This is a genomic window from Variovorax sp. LjRoot175 (assembly GCF_964253805.1).
In the GTDB taxonomy this organism is placed as follows: domain Bacteria; phylum Pseudomonadota; class Gammaproteobacteria; order Burkholderiales; family Burkholderiaceae_C; genus Variovorax.
This window is the reverse complement of record NZ_CAXURY020000001.1, coordinates 5922924-5943988: the sequence shown is the minus strand read 5'-3', so window position 1 is coordinate 5943988 and position 21065 is coordinate 5922924. Positions and strand designations below refer to the sequence as shown.

Below are 21065 nucleotides of genomic sequence, written 5' to 3'. Positions count from 1 at the left end.
AGGAGGGCGGCAGATCGCATACGTGTCTCCGAATTTGATTCCTACTGACAGACCCGTCGCGTCAATTCGAGTGGCGGGCCTTGCCTGGGGCCTCAATGTAGGCGTGAAGGCAAACGTGGACATGAGCGCTGCGCCCTTGTTTGAGGAGGACAGAACGCTTGTCTTCGTGCTGCTTCAGGCATGACAAAACGCTTACCAAGGTGCTCGCTGCCTTCGGCGAGCGGCCGGCACCACGCGCGGGCCCTAGGCCGCGTGTTCCTTGCGCAGCACCTTCGCCGCCGCGACCATCGCCCGCAGCTTGCCAATAGCCGCATCGCGCGGCAGATACTTCATGCCGCAGTCGGGCGCGAGGATCACGTTCTCGGGTTTCACGTAGGGCAGCGCGCGCTGGATGCGCTCGACGATGGTGTCGACCGATTCGACCTCGGGCGTCGAGAGGTCGATGCAGCCCACCATCACGCGCTTGCCGTCCAGCGCGGCCAGGGCCGAGCAATCCAGGCGCGACTGCGCGGTCTCGATCGACACCTGCTTGCAGCTGCACTGCGCGAGCTCGGGCAAGAAGGAATAGCCGCTCGGCCGCTCGTGGATGATGGCCGCGTAGCCGAAGCAAATGTGCACCGCGGTCGTGCCGGTGATGCCGTCGAGCGCGCGGTTCAGCGCGTTCAAGCCGTACTGCCGCGCCTTCTCGGGCCGCGCCTGCATGTAGGGCTCGTCGATCTGCACCACGTCGGCGCCGGCGGCGAAGAGATCGCGGATCTCCGCGTTCACCGCGTCGGCATAGTCCATCGCCGCCTCTTCCTCGCTGCCGTAGAAGTCGTTTTGCGCCTGCTGCAGCATCGTGAACGGCCCGGGCACGGTGATCTTCACCTGGCGGTCGGTGTGGGCGCGCAGGAACTTCAGGTCGTCGACCTCCACCGCATGGCGGCGGCGGATGCGGCCCACGATGCGCGGCACCGGGTTCGGATGGCCCGAGCGGTCCAGCGCCGTGCCCGGGTTGTCGAGGTCGATGCCGTCGAGCGCGGTCGCGAAGCGGTTCGAATAGCTCTCGCGCCGGATCTCGCCGTCGCTCACGATGTCGAGGCCCGCCTCTTCCTGCGCGCGGATCGCCATCAGCGTGGCGTCGTTCTGCGCCTCCTCCAGGTACTGCGGCGGAATGCGCCACAGCTCGCGCGCCCGCACCCGCGGCGGAAAGCGCCCCGCCAGCTTGGCGCGGTCGATCAGCCATTCGGGCTGCGGGAAACTGCCGACGATGGTGGTGGGGAAGAGCATGGTTTCTCCAGATAAGAGTGGTTCAAACGCCCAGGTAGGCGCGCTGGATCTCGGGCCGCGCCAGCAGCTCGTCGGGCACGCCCTCGGCCACGATGCGGCCTTCCTCGAGCACGTAGGCGCGCTGCGAGACCTCCATCGCCATCGCGACGTTCTGCTCCACCAGCAGCACCGACATGCCGTCCGCATTGATGCGCCGGATCGCGGCGAACATGTCGCCCACGATGCGCGGCGACAGGCCGAGCGACGGCTCGTCGAGCAAGAGCAGCCGCGGCCGCGCCATCAGCGCGCGCGCGATCGCGACCATCTGCTGCTGTCCGCCCGAGAGCTCGCCCGCCGGACTGGCGAGCTTCTCGCGGATCACCGGGAACAGCTCGATCACCTGCGCCAGCGTCTCCTGCCGCTTCGCCTTGGCATGCGGCAGGTAGCTGCCGAGCTCCAGGTTCTCCTGCACGCTCATGCCGGTGAAGAGGCGCCGGCCCTCGGGCACCAGCGCGATGCCGGCCTCGCAGAAGCGGTGCGCGGGCAGCTGCGTGATGTCCTGCCCGTTGAGCATGATGTGTCCGCTGCGCGCACGCAGCATGCCGGCGATGGCGTTGATCAGCGTGGTCTTGCCGGCGCCGTTCGGCCCCACCACGCACAGCAGCTCGCCGGGCCGCACCTCGAGCGACACGCCCCACAGCGCCTGCGCCGCGCCGTAGGCCACTTGCAGATCGCGTACCTCAAGCATGGGCGGCCTTTCCCAGGTAGGCGGTCATCACCTCGGGCCGCTGCATCACGTCGGTGGCCGCGCCTTCGGCCAGCAGCTCGCCGTGGTTGAAGACCACGATGCGATCGGTCAGCGCCATCACCGCGCGCATCACGTGCTCGACGAAGACGATGGTGGAGCCCTGCTCGCGGATGCGCCGGATCAGCGCCACCGCGCCGTCGATCTCGTGCGGCGTCAGGCCGCACAGCACTTCGTCGAGCAGCACCAGCCGCGGCCGCGAGGCGAGCGCGCGGGCGAGCTCGAGGAACTTGCGCTGGTGCAGGTTGAGGTCGTCGGGCCGGGCGTGCGCCTTGTCCTCGAGGCCGGTGAATTCCAGCCAGGTCCGCGCCTGCTTCGCGGCCGCCGTCGGGTCGCGCACCGCGCCGCCGAACATGGTCGCGATCGCCACGTTCTGCAGCACGTTCAAGTGGCCGAAGGGCCGCGGGATCTGGTAGGTGCGCGCGATGCCGCTGCCCGCGATGCGGTGTGCCGGCAGCCCGTTCATGCAGCGGCCCTCGAACCAGATCGCGCCGCCGGTGGGCGCGTAATGGCCGCTGACGACGTTGATGAAGGTCGACTTGCCCGAACCGTTGGGCCCCAGCAGGCCGAGGATCTCGCCGCGCCGCACGTCGACATCCACGCCGCCGAGCGCGCGCACGCCCTTGAAGGCCTTGCTCAAGCCCTGCACGCGCAGCAGCACATCGCCCTGCGCGACCGCGGTTGAAGTGCGGACCGGCACCTCGGCCGCTGCAGGCAAGGCCGGCTTCGCGGCCGGTGCGCGCCGCAAAGTGCGTCCCAAGGTGCGCCGCACGCGTTCCAGGATGCCGTCTGGCATGAACAGAATCGCCGCGATCAGGATGACGCCGATCAGCGCCTTGCCGGCCACTGCATGGTCGGCGGCCGTGAAGCTGTAGAGCAGCCCGGTGATTGCGACCGCGCCGATTGCCGGCCCGGCCCAGTGGCGCGTGCCGCCGAGCACGCTCATCAGCACCACCGTCAGCGGCACCGTGATCGTGAACACCTCGCCCGCCGTCACGTACGAGAGGAACAGCGCGTGGATGCCGCCCGCCACGCCGGCCAGCGCGCACGAGACGGCCAGCGCCACCAGCTTGTAGCGGTAGGTCGGCACGCCCATCACCTCGGCCGCGTCCTCGTCGTCGTGGATCGCGAACAGGCCGGCGCCGAACTTCGACACCTGGATGCCCCACGCGATCAGCAGCGTGCCGATCGCCGCAGCAAGCGCGAGCAGGTAGAAGGTCGACGACGGCGTCGGCCCGATCTTCGGCACCGGCACCGCCGCGAGCGAGACGCCGTTGCCGCCGTCCAGCGGCGTGTTGACCACGATGGTGCCGATCACGAAGGTGATCGCCAGCGTGAGCAGCGCGAACAGCTCGCCGCGCACGCCCTTGACGCGGAACACCACCGCACCCAGCGCCACGCCCAGCACCGCGGCCACCAGCGCAGCCGCGGGCAGCGTCCACAGAAAGGGCCAGTCGTAGCGCGCCATCAGGTTGGCGCTGGTGTAGATGCCGGCGCCGAAGAAGGCACCGTGCCCGAAGGAGAAGTAGCCCGAATAGCCCGACAGGATGTTCCACGAGGTCGCGAGCACGATCCAGTGCAGCATCAGGTAGAGCAGCGAGTCGTAGAAGGCCGGCAGGCCGAGCTGCGGCACGACGGCCAGCGCGACGCCCGCGGCGAGGATGATCAGTGGAGTGCGTTTCATCAGCCCGTCTTCCCCGGCCTGAAGATCAGGATCACGATCAACAAGGTGAACGAGACGATCGGCGCCCACGAGGGCGCGGTCACCGCCATCGTGATGGCCTCGCTCACGCCGATCAGCGTGCCCGCGACCAGCGGCCCGAGCGCGCTGCCCAGCCCACCGAGCATCACGGCCGCAAACACCACGCCGACCCACGCGTACATCTGCGAAGGCGCGAGCGTGAAGCTCAGGGCCAGGCACACGCCGGCCACGCTGGCGAGCGCCGCGCAGGTGCCAGCGAGCACCAGCCCCAGCGCCTTCTGGTTGACGCCGAAAGCGGCGGCCACCGGCGCGTCTTGCGCGGCGGCGCGCATCGCGCGGCCCAGGTCGGTGAAGCGCAGCACCGCCCACACCGCGAAGGCCAGGCCCACGGCCAGCACCAGCGTGATGAGCTCGGGCACCGGCACGAAGAGCCCGCCGATCCTGAACTTCTCTTCGCCGTAGCTCGATTCGAGCTTGCGAAAGTCGGCGGTCCAGATCGACTGGATCACGCTCTCGGCGATGCCGGTGAGCCCGAAGGTCAGCAAGAGTGAATTGAAGGGCGTCACCTTGAAGCGCACCATCACCCAGTGCAGGCCCGCGCCGAGCGCGAAGAAGAACGGCACGATGACGACGAGCGTCAGCAGCGGGTCCATGCCCATCGTCGCCATCTGGTAGCAGAGGTAGGCGGCGAGAAAGGCGAAGGCGAAGTGCGCGAGGTTGATGAGCCGCAGGAGGCCCCAGCTCAGGCTGAGGCCCAGGCCCATCAGCCCGTACAGCGCGCCGACGAAGATGCCCGAGAGGATGGACTGGGACAGCAGCGAGATGCTGGGCAGCGTGAAGCCCGACATGTCAGTGCGTGATCAGCTTGGCGCCGCCGGAGGTGACCTCCTTGGGCCACACCACCACCCACTTGCCGCCCTGGATCTGCTTGATGCGCATCAGGTCGTCGCCGAAGTTGCCGGTGCCGTCGAAGCGCAGCTTGCCTTGCAGCGTGTCGACCTTGTTCGCCTTCAGCCAGGTGCCGATCGCCTTGTCGTCCAGGCTCTTGGTCGCGACCACGCCGGCCTCGAGGATCTGCCACGCGGTGTACGAGGCAGCGGCCTGGGTCTCGACCGAGGTGTCGGTGAAGCCGGCCTTCGCGGCTCGCTCGGCGTAGAGCTTGACGAATTCGGCCGCGCCGAAGTTGGAAGTGAAAGGCGGCTGCGCCTCGAAGATCGTGGCCGAGAGCGCGTTCTTCGCATCCGGTGACGCGAGCAGCGGCCCGGGCGCGGGGTACAGGTAGAAGTGCTGCGGCGGCGAATAGTCGATCTTCTTCATCGCGTCGAGCAGCAGGTTGCCCTCCAGGCCGATGGCGCCGACCCACACGAAGTCGGGCTTGGCGTCCTTCACGCGGTTGGCGATCGGGCCGAAGTCGCGGTTGCCGAAATCCCATTCGAGGAACAGCACTTCGGTCAGGCCGCGCTTCTTGATCACCTCGCGCGCACCCGCGCTCATGAACTGGATCGAGGGGAACTTGCTGGTCACCACCGCCACTGTCTTCGGCGGCTTGGGCGAGGCGGCGAGCGCGTCGAACAAGGTGTTGGGCACGGTGGTCGCCGGGTCGGAGCCGATCGACCAGGCGGGGAACTGCATGTCGTACTTGGCGAGCGAGGGAATGCCCAGCGTGTGATGCACCAGCACCTTGTTGTAGCGCTGCGCCACGCCCATCGCCGAAAGGATCGCGCCGGTGGCATAGGGCCCCATCAGCAGGTCGACCTTGTCGGCGGTGACCAGCTGCTCGTACAGCGTGCGTGCCAGGTCGGGCTTGGACTGGTCGTCCTTCACCACCCACTCCACCGGCCGGCCCAGCAGGCCGCCGCGCTTGTTGAGCTGCTCGATGTAGATGTCGCCCACCACCTTGTGGATCTGGGCCGTGGCCGAGAGCGGCCCGGTCAGCGCCAGCGTGCTGCCGATGCGGATCGGCGCACCCGTTGGCTGCTGTGCCATCGCGAAGCCGGCCGCGGCCAGTGCGATGGCGCCCATGGCGGTGCGCCGCCCGATGCTTCTGAGGTTCTGCGTCTTCATGGTTCCTGTCTCCTTTAGGTTCTTGTGAGCGAAACGAACGAAAGCTGTCAGTCGACTTGCGCACCCGAGCGCTTGACCAGCCCGGCCCATTTGCCGAGCTCGGTCTTGTTGAAGGGCTGCATCTCCTCGGCGCGCATCGGCTTCGATTCGATGCCCTGGTCACGCAGGCGCGCCATCACATCGGGTTGCGCGAGCGCGGCGGCGCTGGCCGTGCGCAATTGCGTCAGCGTGGCGGCGGGCGTGGCGGCCGGCGCGTACAACATGAACCACGCAACGAGGTCGAAGTCGGCGATGCCCTGCTCCATCAGCGTCGGCACATCGCTCGCCGCCGCGCTGCGCACCGCACCGCTGGAACCCAGCGCGCGCAGCTTGCCGGCCTTGATCTGCGGCATCACCGCGGCCGGGTGATAGAACATGAAGTCGACCTGCGACGAGATCACGCCCGTCAGCGCCATCGCGCCTTCCTTGAAGGGCACGTGGAGCATCTTGCCGCCCAGGCGCTGCGCCAGCAGCTCGCCCGCGAGGTGCCCCGAGGTGCCGTTGCCGGCCGAGGCGAAGGTCACGCCCTGCGGCCGCGCGGCGGCCTGGGCCAGGTCCTTCAGCGACTTGAGCGGCGACTCGGCCGCCACCACCAAGAGCGTGGGCGTATAGCCGATGAAGGCCACCGGCGCGAAGTCGCGCATCGGGTCGTAGGGCAGCTTGCTGAAGAGCGCGGCGTTGATGGCGTGCGTGCCCACCGTGCCCATCACCAGCGTGCGGCCGTCGGGGGCCGACTTGGCGACCATGTCGCTGCCGGTCGAGCCGCCCGCGCCCGCGCGGTTGTCGACGATCACCGTCTGCTGCAGCGCCTTGCCCAGCCCCTCGCCGACCACGCGCGCCACCGTGTCGGTGGTGGTGCCGGCGCCGAAGGGAACGACCATCTTGATCGGCCCCTTGTCTTGCGCCTGAGCCGTGCCCAGCATGAGCAGCACGCCCGCGGCGAGCAGGGTGCGCATCGTTGTCTTGATCGTCATCGCTTGTCTCCGTTGTCTCTATTTATCTACTTGCTATCTACTTGCGTTTCAGCGCGGCACGTATCTCGTCGCTGTGCTCGCCCAGCATCGGCGGCGGCCGCACCTCGAGCGCGCGCTCGCCGTCGAAGCTGACCGGCGAACGCACCGTGCGAAACAGCCCCATCACCGGATGCTCGGCCGAGGTCATCAGCTGCAGGTGCTTGGCCTGCGGGTCTTCCAGCGCCTCGCTGGTGTCGTACATCGGCGCGTTGGGCACGTCCTCGCGCTGCAGGCGGCGGCACCATTCGTCGCGCGTCTGCGTGCGGAAGCGCTCGCCCAGCAGCGCGATCAGCGCCTCCTGGTTGTCGATGCGCGCGTCGCGGGTCGCGAAGCGCGGGTCCTGGAAGATGTCGGGCTGCTCGATCGCTACCGCCAGGCCTTGCCAGAACTTCTCGGGCGAGGACATGTGCAGCGCGATCCACTTGTCGTCCGCGCAGCGCAGCACGTAGGACTGCGACACGCTCGGCCGGCTGTACGGCCCCATCACCTCGTCGACCTGGAAGAAGTGCGTGAACGCATCGAGGTTGAAGTGCGCCATCGCCTCCAGCATCGACACCTCGACCTTGCGGCCGATGCCGGTGTGGCTGCGCTCGTACAAGGCGCCCAGCACGCCGTAGGCCGCGTAGAAGCCGGTCAGCGAATCAGCAATGGCAGGGCCGACCACGCGCGGGTTCTCGGGGTTGACCAGCAGATTGAGAAACCCGCTCGCCGCCTGCGCGACGGTGTCATAGGCCGGCCGGTTGGCCGCAGGCCCGGTGGCGCCGAAGCCGCTGATCGCCACGTAGATGAGCTTCGGGTTCAGCGCCTGCAGCCGCTCCGCGCCCACGCCCAGCTTCTCCGCCACGCCGGGCCGGAAGTTCTGGATGTAGACGTCGGCATCGGCAATCAGCGCGTCGAGCACTTCACGATCGGCGCTGTCCTTGGTATCGAGCGTGATGCTGCGCTTGTTGCGGTTGTAGGTCTGGTAGTGCGGGCTGTACAGGCCGTTCTTGAAGGCGCGGAAGGGGTCGCCCGTCTTCGGCTGCTCGACCTTGATCACGTCGGCCCCCAGGTCGCCCAGCAGCATGCCGGCCGCCGGCCCCGTGATGAAGGTGCCCTGCTCGATGACCTTGAGGCCTTTCAATACAGGGATCATTCGTGCTTCCCGAAGCCCGGAGGCAGCTCGCCGTCGTATTCCATCTCGCGCGTCGCCTGGTAGGAGAGCGCAAAGCCGATCGGCTGGCGGATCTCTTCCACCATGTGCGCGATCAGCCCCGCGGTGCGCGCGAGCATCGGCACGCCCTTGAGCCCTTCGACCGGAAAGCCCGCGCCCAGCAGCACCGAGGGGATCGCGCCCGACACGTTGAGCTTGAGCGGCTTGCCCAGCACCTCGGGCAGCAGCCTTTCGCATGCTTCCGCGATCTCGACGAAGCGCAGGTCGGTGCCCGCCGCCTTGGCCACATCGAACAGCGCGCCCACGCGCTCGTCGCGCTCCTTGTGCAGCGGATGGCCGTAGCCGGGAATCGAACGGCCCGCCGCGCGCCAGGCCTTCATCACCGAAAGCGCCGCCTCGTCGAGCGCGCTGCCGGCCTGTACCTGCTCATCGATCTCGGCATACATGCGCCCCGCCGTCTCCGACGAGCCCAGGACCACCGAGCCGCAGCCGAGGATGCCCGCCGCCACCGCGCCCTGCATCGCATCGGGCGCCGCGGCGAAGGTCATGCGCGCGGCCTGCACGCTGGGCACCAGCCCATGCTCTGCGATCGCGACCAGCGTGGCGTTGAGCACCGCGGCCTGGCCCGGTGTCGGCATCTCCCCGGTGAGCAGCAGGAAGAAATGGTCGACGAAGGAGAGCTTGCCGATCAGCTCCTTCGACAGGTCATGGCCGCGAATGACGATGGTGTGGGCGTCCGAAGTGCAGATGGACGTGCGCGGCACGGTGGCCTTGCCGATCTTCATAAAAATCCTTGCAAAAAAAGAAGAGAAGTGGAGTTCAGGCCGACACCGGCGCAAGCCGCACATCGAAGCTCGCCGAGTGGTACGGCACGCGCATCTCGCGCCCGTCCACCGCCTTGCCCGGCGCATGCGTCTCGAAGTCGACCACCAGGCTGTCGCGCTTGCCGAAGACCGCGTCCTGGTCGATGTAGGGGCTGCCGCCCACGAACACCTGCGTCGTCAGCGTCACATGGCCCGGCGCCGAGACCTGCAGGTGGATGTGGCCGGGGCGGTAGATGCTGCGCTCAGTGGCATGCATCATCCGGCCCACCGGGCCGTCGTCGGGAATCGGGTAGTAGGCGGGCCGGATCGACCAGAACCAGTAGCGCCCCTGCGCATCGGTGCGAAAGCGCCCGCGCGCGGCCATCGTGGGCTCGCTGCTCAGCTGCACGTCGTACTTGCCCTCGCCGTCGCCCGACCACACGTCGAGCAAGGCGCCTTCCAGCGGTGCGCCGTGCACATCGGTCACCCGACCCATGTAGAAGGTCGGCTCGCCGCGCGCGCTACCGCTGATGTCGGCGCCCAGCGGCATGTCGGGCGCGCCGGGCCAGTAGAACGGGCCCTCCACCGTGGCCTCCGTCGCCTCGGTCGCGCCCTGTGCGCCGCCGCTGGCGCGCGCCTGATCCAGCGCCACCACCATCATCGACAGGCCCAGCGTGTCGGAGAGCAGGATGAACTCGGGCCGCTTGTCGGTCGAGATCTGCCCCGTGGCTTCGAGAAACTTCATCGCCGCCAGCCACTCGTCGGGCTTCAGGTCGACCTCGCGCGCAAAGGCGTGAATGTGCTTGACCAGCGCCGTCATCAGCTCGCGCAGGCGCGGGTCGGGCGTCGCCGCGAAAGCCTCGAGCACGTCCTGCGTAATGCTGTCCTGGTTGTAGTCCGCCATGTCTTGTCTCCTGGTTCTGGCCGGACGATAGGCCGCGCAGGTGGCCCCGACAAATGATGAATTTCCATGGATATGATCGATGGCATCGATCATTCGCGGGGGTTTGTATGGAGATGAGGCATCTGCGCTACTTCGTCGCGCTGGCCGATTGCCTGAGCTTCACGCGCGCGGCCGAGCGCGTGCACGTGACCCAGTCGACCCTTTCGCACCAGATCAAGCAGCTCGAGGACGAGCTGGGCCAGCCGCTCTTCGAGCGCATCGGCAAGAAGGTGGTGACCACCGAGGCCGGCGAGCTGCTGCGCGGCTACGCCTCGCGCGCATTGAAGGAGGTGGACCAGGGCGTGGCGCTGCTCAAGCCCGGCGCCGGCAACCTCACGGGCAAGGTGCGCATAGGCGCCACGCACACCTTCAACATCGGCCTCATCCCCGAATGCGTGGCGCAGTTCCTCGCGCGCCATCCGACCGTGCGCATCAGCGTGGAGGAACTCGCCGCGGAAGTGATCGCCGCACGGCTTAGGGACGGCGAGATGGACCTCGGCATCTCCTACCGACCGCAGGACTCGGCCGGCCTGTGGTTCGAGCCGCTCTACAACGAGGAGATGGTGCTGGTCGTCTCCACTCACCATCCGCTCGCCGGCCGCAAGCGCATCCGCATGGTGGAGCTGCACCGGCAAGACCTGGTGCTCGTCTCATCCGCCTTCTCGACCCGCACCATGCTCGACGAGTGCTTCCACGCCTGCGGCGCCGAGCCGACCGTGGTGGCCGAGATGTCGACCGTGGCGCCGATGCTCGCGCTGGTGGCGCGCACGATGATCGGCTCGATCGTGGCGATCAACGCGGTGCCGGAGGCGATGGCGGGGCTGAAGGTGATTCCGCTGGAGAGCCCGACGCCGATACGCACGCCAGGGATCTTGTGGCGGCTGAAGGAGGCGAAGCCGGCTGCCGTGCAGTCGTTTGCTGTGATATTGAGGAAGACGGCGTTGAGTAACAGCCTCAGGCGCGAAGGGCCGGGGTAAGGGAGGCTGCCGGTGACGAGCTAGATGGAATCCCTTTGCTTCTCGATTGGGATGACGTGCGGCAGGCTCTAGTGCGATTCCGCCCCGGCGCGCTTACTCCGGCAAGGGGTTTGCAAGGCGCTTGTATTCGTTGCGCTTCATGGCGAGATAGTCGTCCCGCTCCACTTCGTGCAGTTGCCGCGCATAGCGCTCCGTGCTGTCGAACCATGTCGCGAGGCGCGGCGCCAGTTGTTTGGGGGCGTCCATGTAGGCGTCGATGGCGAGGTAGTAGCGCATGGTGTTGCGCTCCACCACGCCGCGCACGCCGCCCACGTATTCCGGCTGGCCCGCCGAGTCCTTGCCCATCGCGGTGAATCCCACCTTGTCTGCGCCGATGGTCGCGAGGTAGCCCCGCATCGCGATGCGCGCTGCCGCCCCGTAGGCATAGGCGTAGCCGAGATGAATGAAGGTCTTGCCGTTGCCGAGCGGCGTCGCCTCGAGTTCGATGCGGTAGTCGCGGGTGGACAGCGGCCCCTTGTCGGCGCTCAATCGCACGCTGAGGTAGTCGTCGGTGATGGTCGGCGGCTGCCAGACGAAGTTGACGCGCTGCGCCTCCGAAAGCGGCTGGTCGAATTTGCGGCCGACCGAGACGACGAGTGTCCTGGCACTTTCTGTCCCGCGCACCACACAGTACTTGGTGTTGAGGTGCAGCATCAGCACATCGCACCAGACGCCGGGCTGGCTCAACGAACCGTTCACCTGGTCGACCGGGTGATTCAACACTGCGAAGATATCGCCGCTCAATTGACCGGCGGCTTCCGTCGATTCGAGCACCAGCGGTCGCCCAAAGGCGTTCTGGTCGAACTGCGACTGAACGGCGTCATATTTGGCCCGCAAGGCAGCGGCGCTTCCGAGCTGTGCCTGCGCCTGGGCGAGCACCGGCAGGATCAGGAGCCAGACCCACAGCGCCAGGCGGCGAAGTGTTGTCGCGCGTTTCATGATGTTTCACATTGTCATCCCGCATCGGGAGCCTGGCTAGTTGTTGAGTTGCAATAGGTCGTTCGCGCTGGGTCATCGCATGATCAGGTGACCAGCGATTCGGCCGCGAGCCGGTCTTCCAGGCGCTGCCGGTCAGCCAGGAGCCGTCCAGCCACCAAGGTCACCACCTCGAATCCAAAGGCCGGGTTCTGGAAATAGAGCGACTTGAAAGTCATCTCGTCCATCTGCAGCACGGTGCAGTTCGTGGCGCAGCGGGCGGTCAGCGTGCGTTGCTTGTCAGGCGCAAAGAACCCAATCTCGCCGAACAAGCGGCCAGGCTCCATGGTCTGCCCGATCTCGACAAACTCGATCTGCCCTTCAGCGAGGAAGTACAGGCGCTTTGCCGCATCGCCTTTGCGAAACAGGATTGCATCTTTCTTCAGTCGCCGCCGGCGCATGTAGGGGCGCAGCCAGACGCCGGAAAAGTCGCTCGACGCCGCCGCGACCTGCACGCGGCGCGTGAGGCGGACCATCTGGGCTGCGCGGAAAATGTTGATCGGCAGCAGTGCGCCGTGCAGGAGCACCAGGATCAGCGACGGATGCAGCGCGCCGTAGATCAGAAAGCCCAGGTTGCCGCCGATCGCAAGGCAGCGCAGGGGGATCATGGTCTTTACGAAGGAACTCACGATCACCAGCGTGCCGGCGGCCCCAGCCGAGCAGAGCGCAACGATGCCGGACGGAGTGGCCAAGGCCGAGGTCAAGCCGGCAACCGCGGTGTCGAACAGTGCGAGCGTTGACATGAGCTTTCCCTCTCGGTGCGGTCCTGGACGGTGTGATGATGAACGAACTGAGCGTTGGTGGACGTTCAATTGCAATCCGAACTCACCCCGAGCTCTTCACACCCACTGCTGCAGCCACTTGAGGCCGAACGCGCCGGGAGCCAGGATGCCGGTCGCCCACACGACAGCTGAAGCGATGTTGGCAATCTGAAACGTAGACGCGGGCATTTCGCAGATGCCTGCCACCAATGGCACAGACGCGCGAAGGGGGCCGAGGAAGCGCCCGAAAAATACGCCGACCACTCCCCAGCGCTCGAAGAGCCTATGACCGCGCGGGATCAGGTCCGGATGGCGAGACAGGGGCCAATAGTTGCCGACATTGCTCTTCAGCCGTCCGCCGATCCAGAAGGACAACCAGTCCCCCAGGACGGCCCCGACGACGGCCGCGCACCACAGCGGCCAGAACGCAATGCCGCTCCCCCCGATGAGCCAGCCGACACCAAACAAGATCACGGTCGCCGGCAACAACAGGGAAATGAACGCCAACGATTCCCCGAAGGCGAGGGCCAGCACGATAGGAGCGCCCCAGGCCTCATGCGCTCGGATGAAGGCGATGGTTGCCTGAGTGATTTCGTCAAGACTCATTGGCCGCACGGCACCGCGAATACCTCGACCGGTGATGCCTTGCCAATCTGGTCGCTTCGCAGCTTGACGTTCTTCGTCGCCATTCTCAGACTTCCTTCTGCCTCTCAATGTCTGGTCTTGGCCGCGCCCTGCCTTCAGCCCGACACGGCGGCCAGCGCCGCGTTGAACGTTGCGCTCGGCCGCATCACCGCATCGGTCTTGCGCACATCCGGCAGGTAGTACCCGCCGATGTCGGCCGGCTTGCCTTGCACGGCGGCGAGCTCGTCCACGACCTTCTGCTCGTTGGCGGCCAGGGCATCGGCGAGCGGCTTGAAATGGGCGGCCAGTTCCTTGTCTTCGGTCTGCTCGGTCATGGCCTGGGCCCAGTAGAGCGCCAGGTAGAAGTGGCTGCCGCGATTGTCGAGCTGACCGGTCTTGGGCGAGGGGCCCTTGTTGTTGTCCAGCAGCTTGCCGGTGGCGGTGTCGAGTGACTTGGCCAGCAACTTGGCCTTGGCGTTGCCGGTCTTGATGCCCAGTTCCTCCAGGCTCACGGCCAGCGCGAGGAACTCGCCCAGCGAATCCCAGCGCAGGTGGTTCTCCTCCACCAGCTGCTGCACGTGCTTGGGTGCCGAGCCGCCGGCGCCCGTTTCGTACATGCCCCCGCCAGCCATCAGAGGGACGATGGACAGCATCTTGGCCGAGGTGCCCAGCTCCATGATGGGGAACAGGTCGGTCAGGTAGTCGCGCAGGATGTTGCCGGTGGCGCTGATGGTGTCCAGCCCGCGGATCACGCGCTCCAGCGTGTAGCGCATGGCGCGCACCTGGCTCATGATCTGGATGTCCAGTCCGGCGGTGTCGTGCTCGTGCAGGTACATCTTGACCTTGGTGATGAGCTGCGCCTCATGTGGGCGGTAGGCGTCGAGCCAGAACACCACCGGCATGCCCGAGTTGCGCGCGCGCGTGACGGCGAGCTTGACCCAGTCGCGGATGGCGGCGTCCTTGACCTGGCACATGCGCCAGATGTCGCCCGCTTCCACGTTCTGGCTGAGCAGCACCTCACCCGTATCGAGATCGGTGATGTTGGCCACGCCGTCCTCGGGGATCTCGAAGGTCTTGTCGTGTGAGCCGTATTCCTCGGCCTGCTGCGCCATCAAGCCGACGTTGGGCACGGTGCCCATGGTCTTGGGGTCGAAGGCGCCGTGCCACTTGCAGAAGTTGATGATCTCCTGGTAAATGCGGGCAAAGGTGCTCTCGGGCATCACGGCCTTCACGTCCTTCAGCCGGCCGTCGGCACCGTACATCTTGCCGCCGTTGCGGATCATCGCGGGCATGGAGGCGTCCACGATCACGTCGTTGGGCGAATGGAAGTTGGTGATGCCCTTGGCGGAATCCACCATCGCCAGCTCGGGGCGATGCTCGTGGCAGGCGTGCAAGTCGCGCCTGATCTCATCCTGTGTACTTTCAGGCAGCGTGGCGATCTTGTTGTACAGGTCGACCATGCCGTTGTTGACGTTCACGCCCAACTCCTCGAACAGCTTGGCGTGCTTTTCGAAGGCGTCGCGATAGAAGATCTTGACGCAGTGGCCGAACACGATGGGGTGCGACACCTTCATCATGGTGGCCTTCACGTGCAGCGAGAACATCACGCCTGTCTTGTGCGCGTCCTGGATCTGCCGCTCGTAGAAATCGAGCAGGGCCTTCTTGCTCATGAACATCGAGTCGATCACCTCGCGCTCGAGCAGCGAAACCTTCGGCTTGAGCACGATGGCCTTGCCGCTCTTGGTGATCAGTTCCATTTTCACGTCGCGCGCCTTGTGCAGCGTCATCGACTTCTCGCCGTGGTAGAAGTCGCCGTGGTGCATGTGCGAGACGTGCGAGCGCGACGCCTGACTCCACTCGGCCATGTGATGCGGGTTCTTGCGCGCAAATTCCTTCACTGCCTTGGGCGCGCGGCGATCGGAGTTGCCCTCCCGCAGCACCGGGTTCACCGCGCTGCCGATGCACTTGTTGTAGCGCGCGCGGATATCCTTCTCCTCGTCCGTCTTCGGGCTCTCGGGGAAGTCGGGAACCTTGTAGCCCTTGTCCTGCAGTTCCCTGATGGCGGCTTTCAGCTGGGCCACCGAGGCGCTGATGTTGGGCAGCTTGATGATGTTCGCTGCGGGCCGCAGCGTCAGCTTGCCCAGCTCTGCCAGGTTGTCCGGCATCCGCTGCGTTTCGGTCAGCACCTCAGGAAACTGCCCCAGGATGCGGGCCGCCACCGAGATGTCGCTGGTGGCGACGTCGATGCCCGCCGGCGCGGCGAAAGCTTGGATGATGGGCAGCAGCGAGGCCGTGGCCAAGCGCGGCGCCTCGTCGGTGAGGGTGTAGATGATCTGGGAGTTTCCGGCGGTCATGGTGGCTTTCGGGCGGGCTGAACAACAACGCAATGCCACGAGATTGACTGCGTGGCGAACGGGCGCAAACTTTAACAAGTTTGAGGCGCGGCGCGCACGGCATTGTGGGGGCTTGGGCCGTGGCTCGCCGGTGCCGGGCAACTGTTGAGGCGCCGCCGTTCAAGCCGGTGTATAGGCCAGGTTCACGGTGGTGAAGAACTCCTGCGCATGACTCGCCTGGCCGCGCCCGCGGCGATAGCGTGAAGGTGCTTGGTCAAGAGGACGGCCGCAACTTCAGAGAGGTGGGCAACAACGATGGCCCGCTGCGGATAGCTCGTCTTGAGCACGCTACCGACCGACCGGTCTTGGGTGAATTCTGCGGCGTCACGGCCTTCCTGACCATCCCCGAGTGCCTTGCGCAGACCCGCGATATGAACTCTGAGATTGCCGTCCACGACGACGTTTCGCGGCCAGACTCTTTGAACAATCTTGGCGTTGCTCACGAACCTGCCGGCGTTCTCTACCAACAACAACAGGATCTCGAGCGCACGGCTGCCGAGTCGCACCGGCCGCCCCGCATCCTGGAGGATGTGTGTGGTGGGCGACAGACTGAACGGACCGAAGTGGATCAGATCCTCCGAAGAGGTGCCGGCGGGCGCGTGACGCCGTTGCAGCGGGCTGAGGGCATCGGCCGATTCGACGGGCCACATTCTCACGTTGCTCATCTCGGTTTCTCCGCGACGCCCGCATCGCCGTTTGATACGGGCAGAAACGCAATTAAACCTCAGCCATCGGACATTGCCGTGGAAGCGAAGCGGACGCTCGCATCACCGCATCGAACGTCCGCCCGCTACGTATTTCCCCTCACGGGCTGGTCAGATTCCGATCAGTGGCAAGGCAGGACCATTCGCGCCGGTCAGCAACTGCCACACCGGAGACAAACATCCCATGATCGATCGAAACCTCGCCCGAGGGCTCTTCCTCATCGCGATCTCGCTGGCCTTCGGGCTCCAGTCCCTGCGCTACCCGATCGGCGATTTCAGCCGCGCGGGGCCGGGCCTCTTCCCTGCCCTGGTCAGCTCCCTGCTGTTCCTCGTCGGCCTGGCGACCGTGATCCGTTCGCGTTTTGTCGAACGCGTGCACCTGGACCTCAACCTCAAGAACATTGCCATCATCCTCACGAGCCTCTGCGGACTGGCCGCGATCTCGATGTACGTGAACATGATCGCGGGCATCGTCTTCATGGTGTTCTGCTCCACCCTGGCCGGCACCTCCTACTCATGGGTGCGCAACGTCAAGATCGCCGCCGGCCTGGTCACGATGGCCCTGGTCCTCCAGAAACTGCTCGGCCTGAACCTGCCGCTCTACTGATGGACGTCCTGCACAACCTGGCGTTCGGCTTCTCGCACGCCCTCACCCTCCAGAACCTGATGTTCTGCGCCCTCGGCTGCACCGTGGGCACGCTCGTCGGCCTGCTGCCCGGCCTGGGCCCGCTGGCCACCATCAGCCTGCTGCTGCCGCTGACCTATTCCATCCCCACGGGTGGCGCGCTCATCATGCTGGCCGGCATCTACTACGGCGCGCAATACGGCGACAGCGTGAGCGCCATCACGATGAAGATCCCGCACGCCAGCAGCATCGTGGCCTGCATCGACGGCTACGCGATGACGCTCAAGGGAAAGACCGGCCTGGCCCTGTTCACCGCCGGCGTCTCCAGCTTCATCGGCGGCACGATCGCCATCGTGGTGCTCGCATGGCTGGCGCCCGTGCTCGGCGAAGTGGCCTTCCTCTTCGGCCCTGCGGACTACTGCGCCATGATGATGGTCGGCTTCGTGTGCGTGAGCTTCGTCACCACGGGCAGCCTGCTCAATGGCCTTGCCATGTGCCTGATCGGCGTGCTGCTCGGCCAGATCGGCACCGACGTGAATAGCGGCACCGCGCGCTTCACCATGGACCTGCCCTTCCTGATGGACGGCGTCGGCATTGTGAGCATCGCGCTCGGCTGCTTCGGCATCGCCGAGATCACCAAGAACCTCGACGCCCGCGAGGAGCGCTCGCCTTTCAACGGCAAGATCAACCTGATCCCGACGTGGGCCGAGTTCAAGCGGATCATCCCCAGCGCCTTGCGCGGCGGCGCGATCGGCTCCTTCCTGGGCATCCTGCCCGGCGGCGGCCCCACCATCGCGCAGTTTGCCGCGTATGCGATCGACAAGAAGGTCAGCAAGTACAAGCACGAGATCGGCACCGGCTGCATCGAGGGCGTGGCCGGCCAGGCCGCGGCCGACGAAGCGGCAGCGCGCACCAGCTTCATCCCGCTGATGAGCATCGGCATCCCCGAGAACGCGGTGATGGCGCTGATGCTGGCCGCCTTCGTCATCAAGGGCATCCAGCCCGGGCCGAACATGATCGCCAGCCACCCCGACCTGTTCTGGGGCCTGGTGGCCAGCATGTGGGTGGGCAACGTCTTCCTGCTCGTGCTGAACGTGCCGCTGGTGCGCTACTGGCTGTCGGTGTTCAAGATCCCGTACAGCGTGCTGTTCCCGTCCATCCTGTTCTTCTGCTGCATCGGCACCTACAGCGTGAACAACAGCATGGAAGACATCTTCATCACGGCTGCGTTCGGCTTCGTCGGCTACATGTTCATGCGGCTGGAGCTGGATGCCGCCCCGCTCATGCTCGGCTTCATCCTCGGCCCCATGCTGGAAGAGAACTTCCGCCGCTCGCTGCTCCTGAGCCGCGGGAGTTTCACCATGTTCTTCACCCGGCCCATCAGCGGCACCTTGCTTGCGTTGATCGGCGTGTTCGTCGCGTGGCAGGTGGTGGCGTTTGTGTTCCATGCGCGCAAGCGGGGTGTGCTTCAGCAGCCGGTTGCGTAGTGGACTTTGAATCGAGAAAGCTGGTAAGCATGTCGTGCGTTCAGTCGTCTTCGTGCTGCTGCTTCCTCCACATCAACAACGAGGCGCAAGACGAGGCATTTCACTCAACGCCCGCGTCGAGAGTCATGCCTGGTGACGAAGCGCTCGTAGAGCAACTGCAGCGTCGCGGCCAGCGGACCGCCGATGCCTGAGCCAGTAGGCGACCAGTGGAGTGCGCTGTCTTCCAACGGCAGCACGCAACGGATCAATCCCTCGATGGACATGCCTTCGCGGGCGTGCACCTCGGAACACCGGGCGGCATCGATAGCGTCGAAGCACGCCTGCAGGCGCGTCATGCGGGCGAGAAAGATCTCGGTTTCCAGAGATGGAAAGGCACCCTTGGCGCGGCGGTAGTCGGTGTTGAACTTCGCCGCAACGCAGGGCGCATCGCACGAGGCGACAACGACACCGACGTTGATGAACTCGGCCGTGCCGACGTCGTGCACGTAGCGAAGGACCCTGTAGGTGTAAGGGCCTTCCATCACTCGATCGTGGACGAGCGCCAATGCGTTTGCTCTACGAATAACGTAGACAAGCTACGGGACCAAAACCTCAACTAAAGTTGAGGCCGAGAGGTCCCGATGAAATCCAAGCCAGAACCCATAGATCGTTCCGCCACGCTTTCCGTCGGCGAGGTCGCGCAACGCAGCGGCGTCCCGGTCTCCACCCTTCATTTCTACGAATCCAAAGGCCTCATCGCGAGCCATCGGGCGCCGAGCAACCACCGTCGCTATGCGCGTGAGGTGCTCCGGCGTGTGGCGTTCATCCGTGTCGCGCAGCGGGTGGGCATCGCGTTGGCCGACATCTCCGATGCCCTGGCGACCCTCCCCACCTCGGCGGCGCCCAGCCGCGCGGACTGGGCGCGGCTTTCCGCCGGCTGGCGCGCGGAGCTGGACGAGCGCATGGCTCAGCTCAAGAAGCTGCGCGACACCTTGGACGACTGCATCGGCTGCGGCTGCCTGTCCATCGACCGCTGCCGGCTGCGCAACCCTGGCGACAAGCTGGCATCGCAGGGACCCGGCGCACGCCGCCTGGTGGTCATCCAGCGCGCGGAGGGCTGAGGGCCTGCTGTCACCCCGCGTCGATGGGGAGCAGCAGCGACATCAGCTCGCTCTTCTCCACCGAGTTCATCGCGCGCGCCAGCCGGCCGAGCTGGGCCTGGTAGCAAGGCAACATCAACGCCGCGGTCAGCGCGTGGACATCGTTGTTCCGCGTGAGATGGTCACTGCACGCGGCAATGCTGCGATGGATTTCGAGCGCGTGCGCGACGCGGCCGGAGGGTTGGGAATCACAGTTCATGCGCCGCACTGTGATCCCTCAACCTAACTTGAGGTCAAGCGGAAATTTAGTCAGGAGGCAAGAAAACAGAGCCCGCCACGTCGTGGTGGCTGGCCGCCGCACTTCGAGTTCAGGCGGCTGCCGGGCACCGGTCGCCGATGCAGTGCGAAACCGTAAGGCCACGCTGGCCGAGGAGTGCGGTGAGAAAGGCGACGCCACCGGCTGCGACTGAAGCCCAGAATCCCTGGCCAGGGCCGAATGCGTCGATGACCCAGCCGGAGGCGAACGAGCCGATGGCCATGCCGATGCCGATCCCGGTCATCACCCAGGTGATGCCTTCAGTGAGCTTGGCGGCCGGGACGAGCCGTTCGACCAGGCCGAAGGCCGTGATGAAGGTTGGCGAGATCGCTGCGCCGCTGATGAACAGGGCGAGTGCCAGCATTGGAACGTTGCCTACGAACAGCAGCGGCACGGTCGTCGCCGCCGCGATGGCGATCGCGATGGCGAATTGGCGCGAAAGCGGCATTCTGGGCTTCAAGGCGCCGAACACCAGGCCGACGAACATGGAGCCGAGGGCATAGCCGCCAAGCACCAGACTGGCCGCGGCCGCGTTGCCGAATTCGGCCGTGAGCGCAATGACGGTCACCTCCGCCGTACCGAAGATCGCGCCGATGGCCACCATCGCGAAGGTCAGGATCTGGACCGGGCGCAGTTTGATGGTCGGCGCGCCGCCGCTCTTGGCCGTCGGCTGCACCTTGGGCTCGGTACCCTTCTGCAGGATGAAGGCTGCGGAGCCGACGGCCAGGAACAGGGTCGAGGCGAGCGGGCCGGCCTCCGGGAACAGGGAGACGCTGAGACCGACGGCCAGGGCCGATCCCGATATATAGACAAGCTCGTCTGCGACCGACTCGAAGGCGAAGGCCGTGTTGAGCTTGGGTGTGCCGCGGTACAGCTGCGTCCACCGCGCCCGGACCATGGCCGGCATGCTGGGCATCGCGGCGGCGAGCAGCGCGAATGCGAACAGCGTCCAAACCGGGCCGCCGAAATGCGTCGCGACCAACAGACCGATGAAGCCCGCCACCGAAAGCGTCGTCGCCGGCGTCAGGATGCGACGTTGGCCGAGCCGGTCCACGAGACGGGAAATCTGCGGCGCGACGAGCGCGTTGGTCAGCGCGAACGTGGCGGCGACCGCACCCGCGAGCCCATACGCGCCGTGCGTCTGGGACAGCATGGCGACGATGCCGATCGTGGACATGGCAACCGGCAGGCGGGCGATGAAGCCGGCCGCCGCAAAGCCCTTGGCTCCGGGCGGCTTGAAGATCTCGCTATAGAGGTTGAGCATCGGGAAACACCTTGCAAATGAGCAGTGGCACAATGACATACGCAGTGTATG

The 21065-nt window shown here is 66.2% G+C and carries 21 protein-coding genes; 4 read left to right on the top strand and 17 right to left on the bottom strand.

The window, feature by feature from the left end; genetic code table 11:
* Positions 1-243: 243 nt before the first annotated feature.
* The 9 genes from ACSQ89_RS29465 to ACSQ89_RS29425 are packed head-to-tail and all read right to left on the bottom strand — an operon-like array spanning position 244 to position 9731.
* Entirely contained in the window at positions 244-1269 is a 1026-nt protein-coding gene (locus ACSQ89_RS29465; RefSeq protein WP_436296603.1) for a uroporphyrinogen decarboxylase family protein, read from the bottom strand.
* A 22-nt stretch (positions 1270-1291) separates the two neighbouring features.
* Positions 1292-1996 carry an ABC transporter ATP-binding protein gene (locus ACSQ89_RS29460; RefSeq protein WP_436294152.1) on the bottom strand — a complete coding sequence of 235 codons (705 nt, stop codon included), beginning with the start codon at positions 1994-1996 and terminating at the stop codon, positions 1292-1294.
* On the bottom strand, positions 1989-3737 hold the full coding sequence (locus tag ACSQ89_RS29455; protein WP_436294153.1) for a branched-chain amino acid ABC transporter ATP-binding protein/permease: 1749 nt from the start codon (positions 3735-3737) through the stop codon (positions 1989-1991). Before ACSQ89_RS29455 ends, ACSQ89_RS29460 begins: the two co-directional genes overlap by 8 nt.
* A complete protein-coding gene (locus tag ACSQ89_RS29450) occupies positions 3737-4603 on the bottom strand; it encodes a branched-chain amino acid ABC transporter permease (RefSeq protein WP_436294154.1) in 867 nt (288 codons plus the stop codon). Before ACSQ89_RS29450 ends, ACSQ89_RS29455 begins: the two co-directional genes overlap by 1 nt.
* Before the next feature lies 1 nt (position 4604).
* A complete protein-coding gene (locus tag ACSQ89_RS29445) occupies positions 4605-5819 on the bottom strand; it encodes an amino acid ABC transporter substrate-binding protein (RefSeq protein ID WP_436294155.1) in 1215 nt (404 codons plus the stop codon).
* Positions 5820-5866: 47 nt separating this feature from the next.
* Positions 5867-6832, bottom strand: a complete 966-nt coding sequence (locus tag ACSQ89_RS29440; protein ID WP_436294156.1) for a Bug family tripartite tricarboxylate transporter substrate binding protein — start codon at positions 6830-6832, stop codon at positions 5867-5869.
* A gap of 37 nt (positions 6833-6869) precedes the next feature.
* A complete protein-coding gene (locus ACSQ89_RS29435; RefSeq protein WP_436294157.1) occupies positions 6870-8006 on the bottom strand; it encodes a CaiB/BaiF CoA transferase family protein in 1137 nt (378 codons plus the stop codon).
* The gene (locus ACSQ89_RS29430) at positions 8003-8809 is read right to left on the bottom strand and encodes a citryl-CoA lyase (RefSeq protein ID WP_436294158.1); all 807 of its coding nucleotides are present in this window, start codon (positions 8807-8809) and stop codon (positions 8003-8005) included. Before ACSQ89_RS29430 ends, ACSQ89_RS29435 begins: the two co-directional genes overlap by 4 nt.
* A 34-nt stretch (positions 8810-8843) precedes the next feature.
* Positions 8844-9731, bottom strand: a complete 888-nt coding sequence (locus ACSQ89_RS29425; protein WP_436294159.1) for a dioxygenase — start codon at positions 9729-9731, stop codon at positions 8844-8846.
* A gap of 107 nt (positions 9732-9838) precedes the next feature.
* Between ACSQ89_RS29425 and ACSQ89_RS29420 the strand changes: the two genes are divergently transcribed.
* Complete coding sequence (locus ACSQ89_RS29420; RefSeq protein ID WP_093107189.1) at positions 9839-10747, top strand: LysR substrate-binding domain-containing protein; 909 nt, start codon at positions 9839-9841, stop codon at positions 10745-10747.
* 93 nt (positions 10748-10840) lie between these two features.
* On the opposite strand, the gene ACSQ89_RS29415 is transcribed toward ACSQ89_RS29420, so the two are convergent.
* The 5 genes from ACSQ89_RS29415 to ACSQ89_RS29395 all read right to left on the bottom strand — a co-directional run bounded on the left by ACSQ89_RS29415 (position 10841) and on the right by ACSQ89_RS29395 (position 16204).
* Positions 10841-11725 carry a hypothetical protein gene (locus tag ACSQ89_RS29415; RefSeq protein ID WP_436294160.1) on the bottom strand — a complete coding sequence of 295 codons (885 nt, stop codon included), beginning with the start codon at positions 11723-11725 and terminating at the stop codon, positions 10841-10843.
* An 83-nt stretch (positions 11726-11808) separates the two neighbouring features.
* Positions 11809-12504, bottom strand: coding sequence for a Crp/Fnr family transcriptional regulator (locus ACSQ89_RS29410; RefSeq protein WP_093107193.1), 696 nt, complete (start codon positions 12502-12504; stop codon positions 11809-11811).
* Positions 12505-12600: 96 nt separating this feature from the next.
* A complete protein-coding gene (locus ACSQ89_RS29405; RefSeq protein ID WP_436294161.1) occupies positions 12601-13128 on the bottom strand; it encodes a DedA family protein in 528 nt (175 codons plus the stop codon).
* Between the two features lie 134 nt (positions 13129-13262).
* Positions 13263-15500, bottom strand: a complete 2238-nt coding sequence (locus ACSQ89_RS29400; protein WP_436294162.1) for an NADP-dependent isocitrate dehydrogenase — start codon at positions 15498-15500, stop codon at positions 13263-13265.
* A 182-nt stretch (positions 15501-15682) separates the two neighbouring features.
* Positions 15683-16204, bottom strand: a complete 522-nt coding sequence (locus ACSQ89_RS29395; RefSeq protein ID WP_436294163.1) for a winged helix-turn-helix domain-containing protein — start codon at positions 16202-16204, stop codon at positions 15683-15685.
* Positions 16205-16427: 223 nt separating this feature from the next.
* Here ACSQ89_RS29395 and ACSQ89_RS29390 point away from each other — a divergent pair, with 223 nt between their 5' ends.
* Together ACSQ89_RS29390 and ACSQ89_RS29385 are read left to right on the top strand one after the other, a co-directional pair.
* A complete protein-coding gene (locus ACSQ89_RS29390) occupies positions 16428-16850 on the top strand; it encodes a tripartite tricarboxylate transporter TctB family protein (protein ID WP_436294164.1) in 423 nt (140 codons plus the stop codon).
* The gene (locus ACSQ89_RS29385; protein WP_093107201.1) at positions 16850-18355 is read left to right on the top strand and encodes a tripartite tricarboxylate transporter permease; all 1506 of its coding nucleotides are present in this window, start codon (positions 16850-16852) and stop codon (positions 18353-18355) included. The genes ACSQ89_RS29390 and ACSQ89_RS29385 overlap by 1 nt, the downstream gene beginning before the upstream one ends.
* A gap of 104 nt (positions 18356-18459) precedes the next feature.
* Here the strand turns inward: ACSQ89_RS29385 and ACSQ89_RS29380 are convergent, their stop codons facing one another.
* Positions 18460-18876, bottom strand: a complete 417-nt coding sequence (locus ACSQ89_RS29380) for a DUF3037 domain-containing protein (RefSeq protein ID WP_093107203.1) — start codon at positions 18874-18876, stop codon at positions 18460-18462.
* A gap of 99 nt (positions 18877-18975) precedes the next feature.
* Between ACSQ89_RS29380 and soxR the strand changes: the two genes are divergently transcribed.
* Entirely contained in the window at positions 18976-19455 is a 480-nt protein-coding gene (gene soxR / locus ACSQ89_RS29375) for a redox-sensitive transcriptional activator SoxR (RefSeq protein ID WP_093107205.1), read from the top strand.
* A 10-nt stretch (positions 19456-19465) separates the two neighbouring features.
* On the opposite strand, the gene ACSQ89_RS29370 is transcribed toward soxR, so the two are convergent.
* Complete coding sequence (locus ACSQ89_RS29370) at positions 19466-19693, bottom strand: hypothetical protein (RefSeq protein ID WP_093107207.1); 228 nt, start codon at positions 19691-19693, stop codon at positions 19466-19468.
* Between the two features lie 109 nt (positions 19694-19802).
* A complete protein-coding gene (locus ACSQ89_RS29365; protein ID WP_436296602.1) occupies positions 19803-21014 on the bottom strand; it encodes an MFS transporter in 1212 nt (403 codons plus the stop codon).
* Positions 21015-21065: the final 51 nt, after the last annotated feature.

Excerpts from the sequence above, each read along its gene's own strand:
- ACSQ89_RS29370 (WP_093107207.1), bottom strand. The coding sequence starts at position 19,693 with ATGAACTGTGATTCCCAACCCTCCGGCCGCGTCGCGCACGCGCTCGAA.
- ACSQ89_RS29440 (WP_436294156.1), bottom strand. The coding sequence starts at position 6,832 with ATGACGATCAAGACAACGATGCGCACCCTGCTCGCCGCGGGCGTGCTG.
- ACSQ89_RS29430 (WP_436294158.1), bottom strand. The coding sequence starts at position 8,809 with ATGAAGATCGGCAAGGCCACCGTGCCGCGCACGTCCATCTGCACTTCG.
- ACSQ89_RS29395 (WP_436294163.1), bottom strand. The coding sequence starts at position 16,204 with ATGAGCAACGTGAGAATGTGGCCCGTCGAATCGGCCGATGCCCTCAGC.
- ACSQ89_RS29410 (WP_093107193.1), bottom strand. The coding sequence starts at position 12,504 with ATGTCAACGCTCGCACTGTTCGACACCGCGGTTGCCGGCTTGACCTCG.
- ACSQ89_RS29465 (WP_436296603.1), bottom strand. The coding sequence starts at position 1,269 with ATGCTCTTCCCCACCACCATCGTCGGCAGTTTCCCGCAGCCCGAATGG.
- ACSQ89_RS29425 (WP_436294159.1), bottom strand. The coding sequence starts at position 9,731 with ATGGCGGACTACAACCAGGACAGCATTACGCAGGACGTGCTCGAGGCT.
- ACSQ89_RS29390 (WP_436294164.1), top strand. The coding sequence starts at position 16,428 with ATGATCGATCGAAACCTCGCCCGAGGGCTCTTCCTCATCGCGATCTCG.
- soxR (WP_093107205.1), top strand. The coding sequence starts at position 18,976 with ATGAAATCCAAGCCAGAACCCATAGATCGTTCCGCCACGCTTTCCGTC.
- ACSQ89_RS29415 (WP_436294160.1), bottom strand. The coding sequence starts at position 11,725 with ATGAAACGCGCGACAACACTTCGCCGCCTGGCGCTGTGGGTCTGGCTC.
- ACSQ89_RS29445 (WP_436294155.1), bottom strand. The coding sequence starts at position 5,819 with ATGAAGACGCAGAACCTCAGAAGCATCGGGCGGCGCACCGCCATGGGC.
- ACSQ89_RS29385 (WP_093107201.1), top strand. The coding sequence starts at position 16,850 with ATGGACGTCCTGCACAACCTGGCGTTCGGCTTCTCGCACGCCCTCACC.
- ACSQ89_RS29450 (WP_436294154.1), bottom strand. The coding sequence starts at position 4,603 with ATGTCGGGCTTCACGCTGCCCAGCATCTCGCTGCTGTCCCAGTCCATC.
- ACSQ89_RS29400 (WP_436294162.1), bottom strand. The coding sequence starts at position 15,500 with ATGACCGCCGGAAACTCCCAGATCATCTACACCCTCACCGACGAGGCG.
- ACSQ89_RS29455 (WP_436294153.1), bottom strand. The coding sequence starts at position 3,737 with ATGAAACGCACTCCACTGATCATCCTCGCCGCGGGCGTCGCGCTGGCC.
- ACSQ89_RS29420 (WP_093107189.1), top strand. The coding sequence starts at position 9,839 with ATGGAGATGAGGCATCTGCGCTACTTCGTCGCGCTGGCCGATTGCCTG.
- ACSQ89_RS29435 (WP_436294157.1), bottom strand. The coding sequence starts at position 8,006 with ATGATCCCTGTATTGAAAGGCCTCAAGGTCATCGAGCAGGGCACCTTC.
- ACSQ89_RS29365 (WP_436296602.1), bottom strand. The coding sequence starts at position 21,014 with ATGCTCAACCTCTATAGCGAGATCTTCAAGCCGCCCGGAGCCAAGGGC.
- ACSQ89_RS29460 (WP_436294152.1), bottom strand. The coding sequence starts at position 1,996 with ATGCTTGAGGTACGCGATCTGCAAGTGGCCTACGGCGCGGCGCAGGCG.
- ACSQ89_RS29380 (WP_093107203.1), bottom strand. The coding sequence starts at position 18,876 with ATGGAAGGCCCTTACACCTACAGGGTCCTTCGCTACGTGCACGACGTC.
- ACSQ89_RS29405 (WP_436294161.1), bottom strand. The coding sequence starts at position 13,128 with ATGAGTCTTGACGAAATCACTCAGGCAACCATCGCCTTCATCCGAGCG.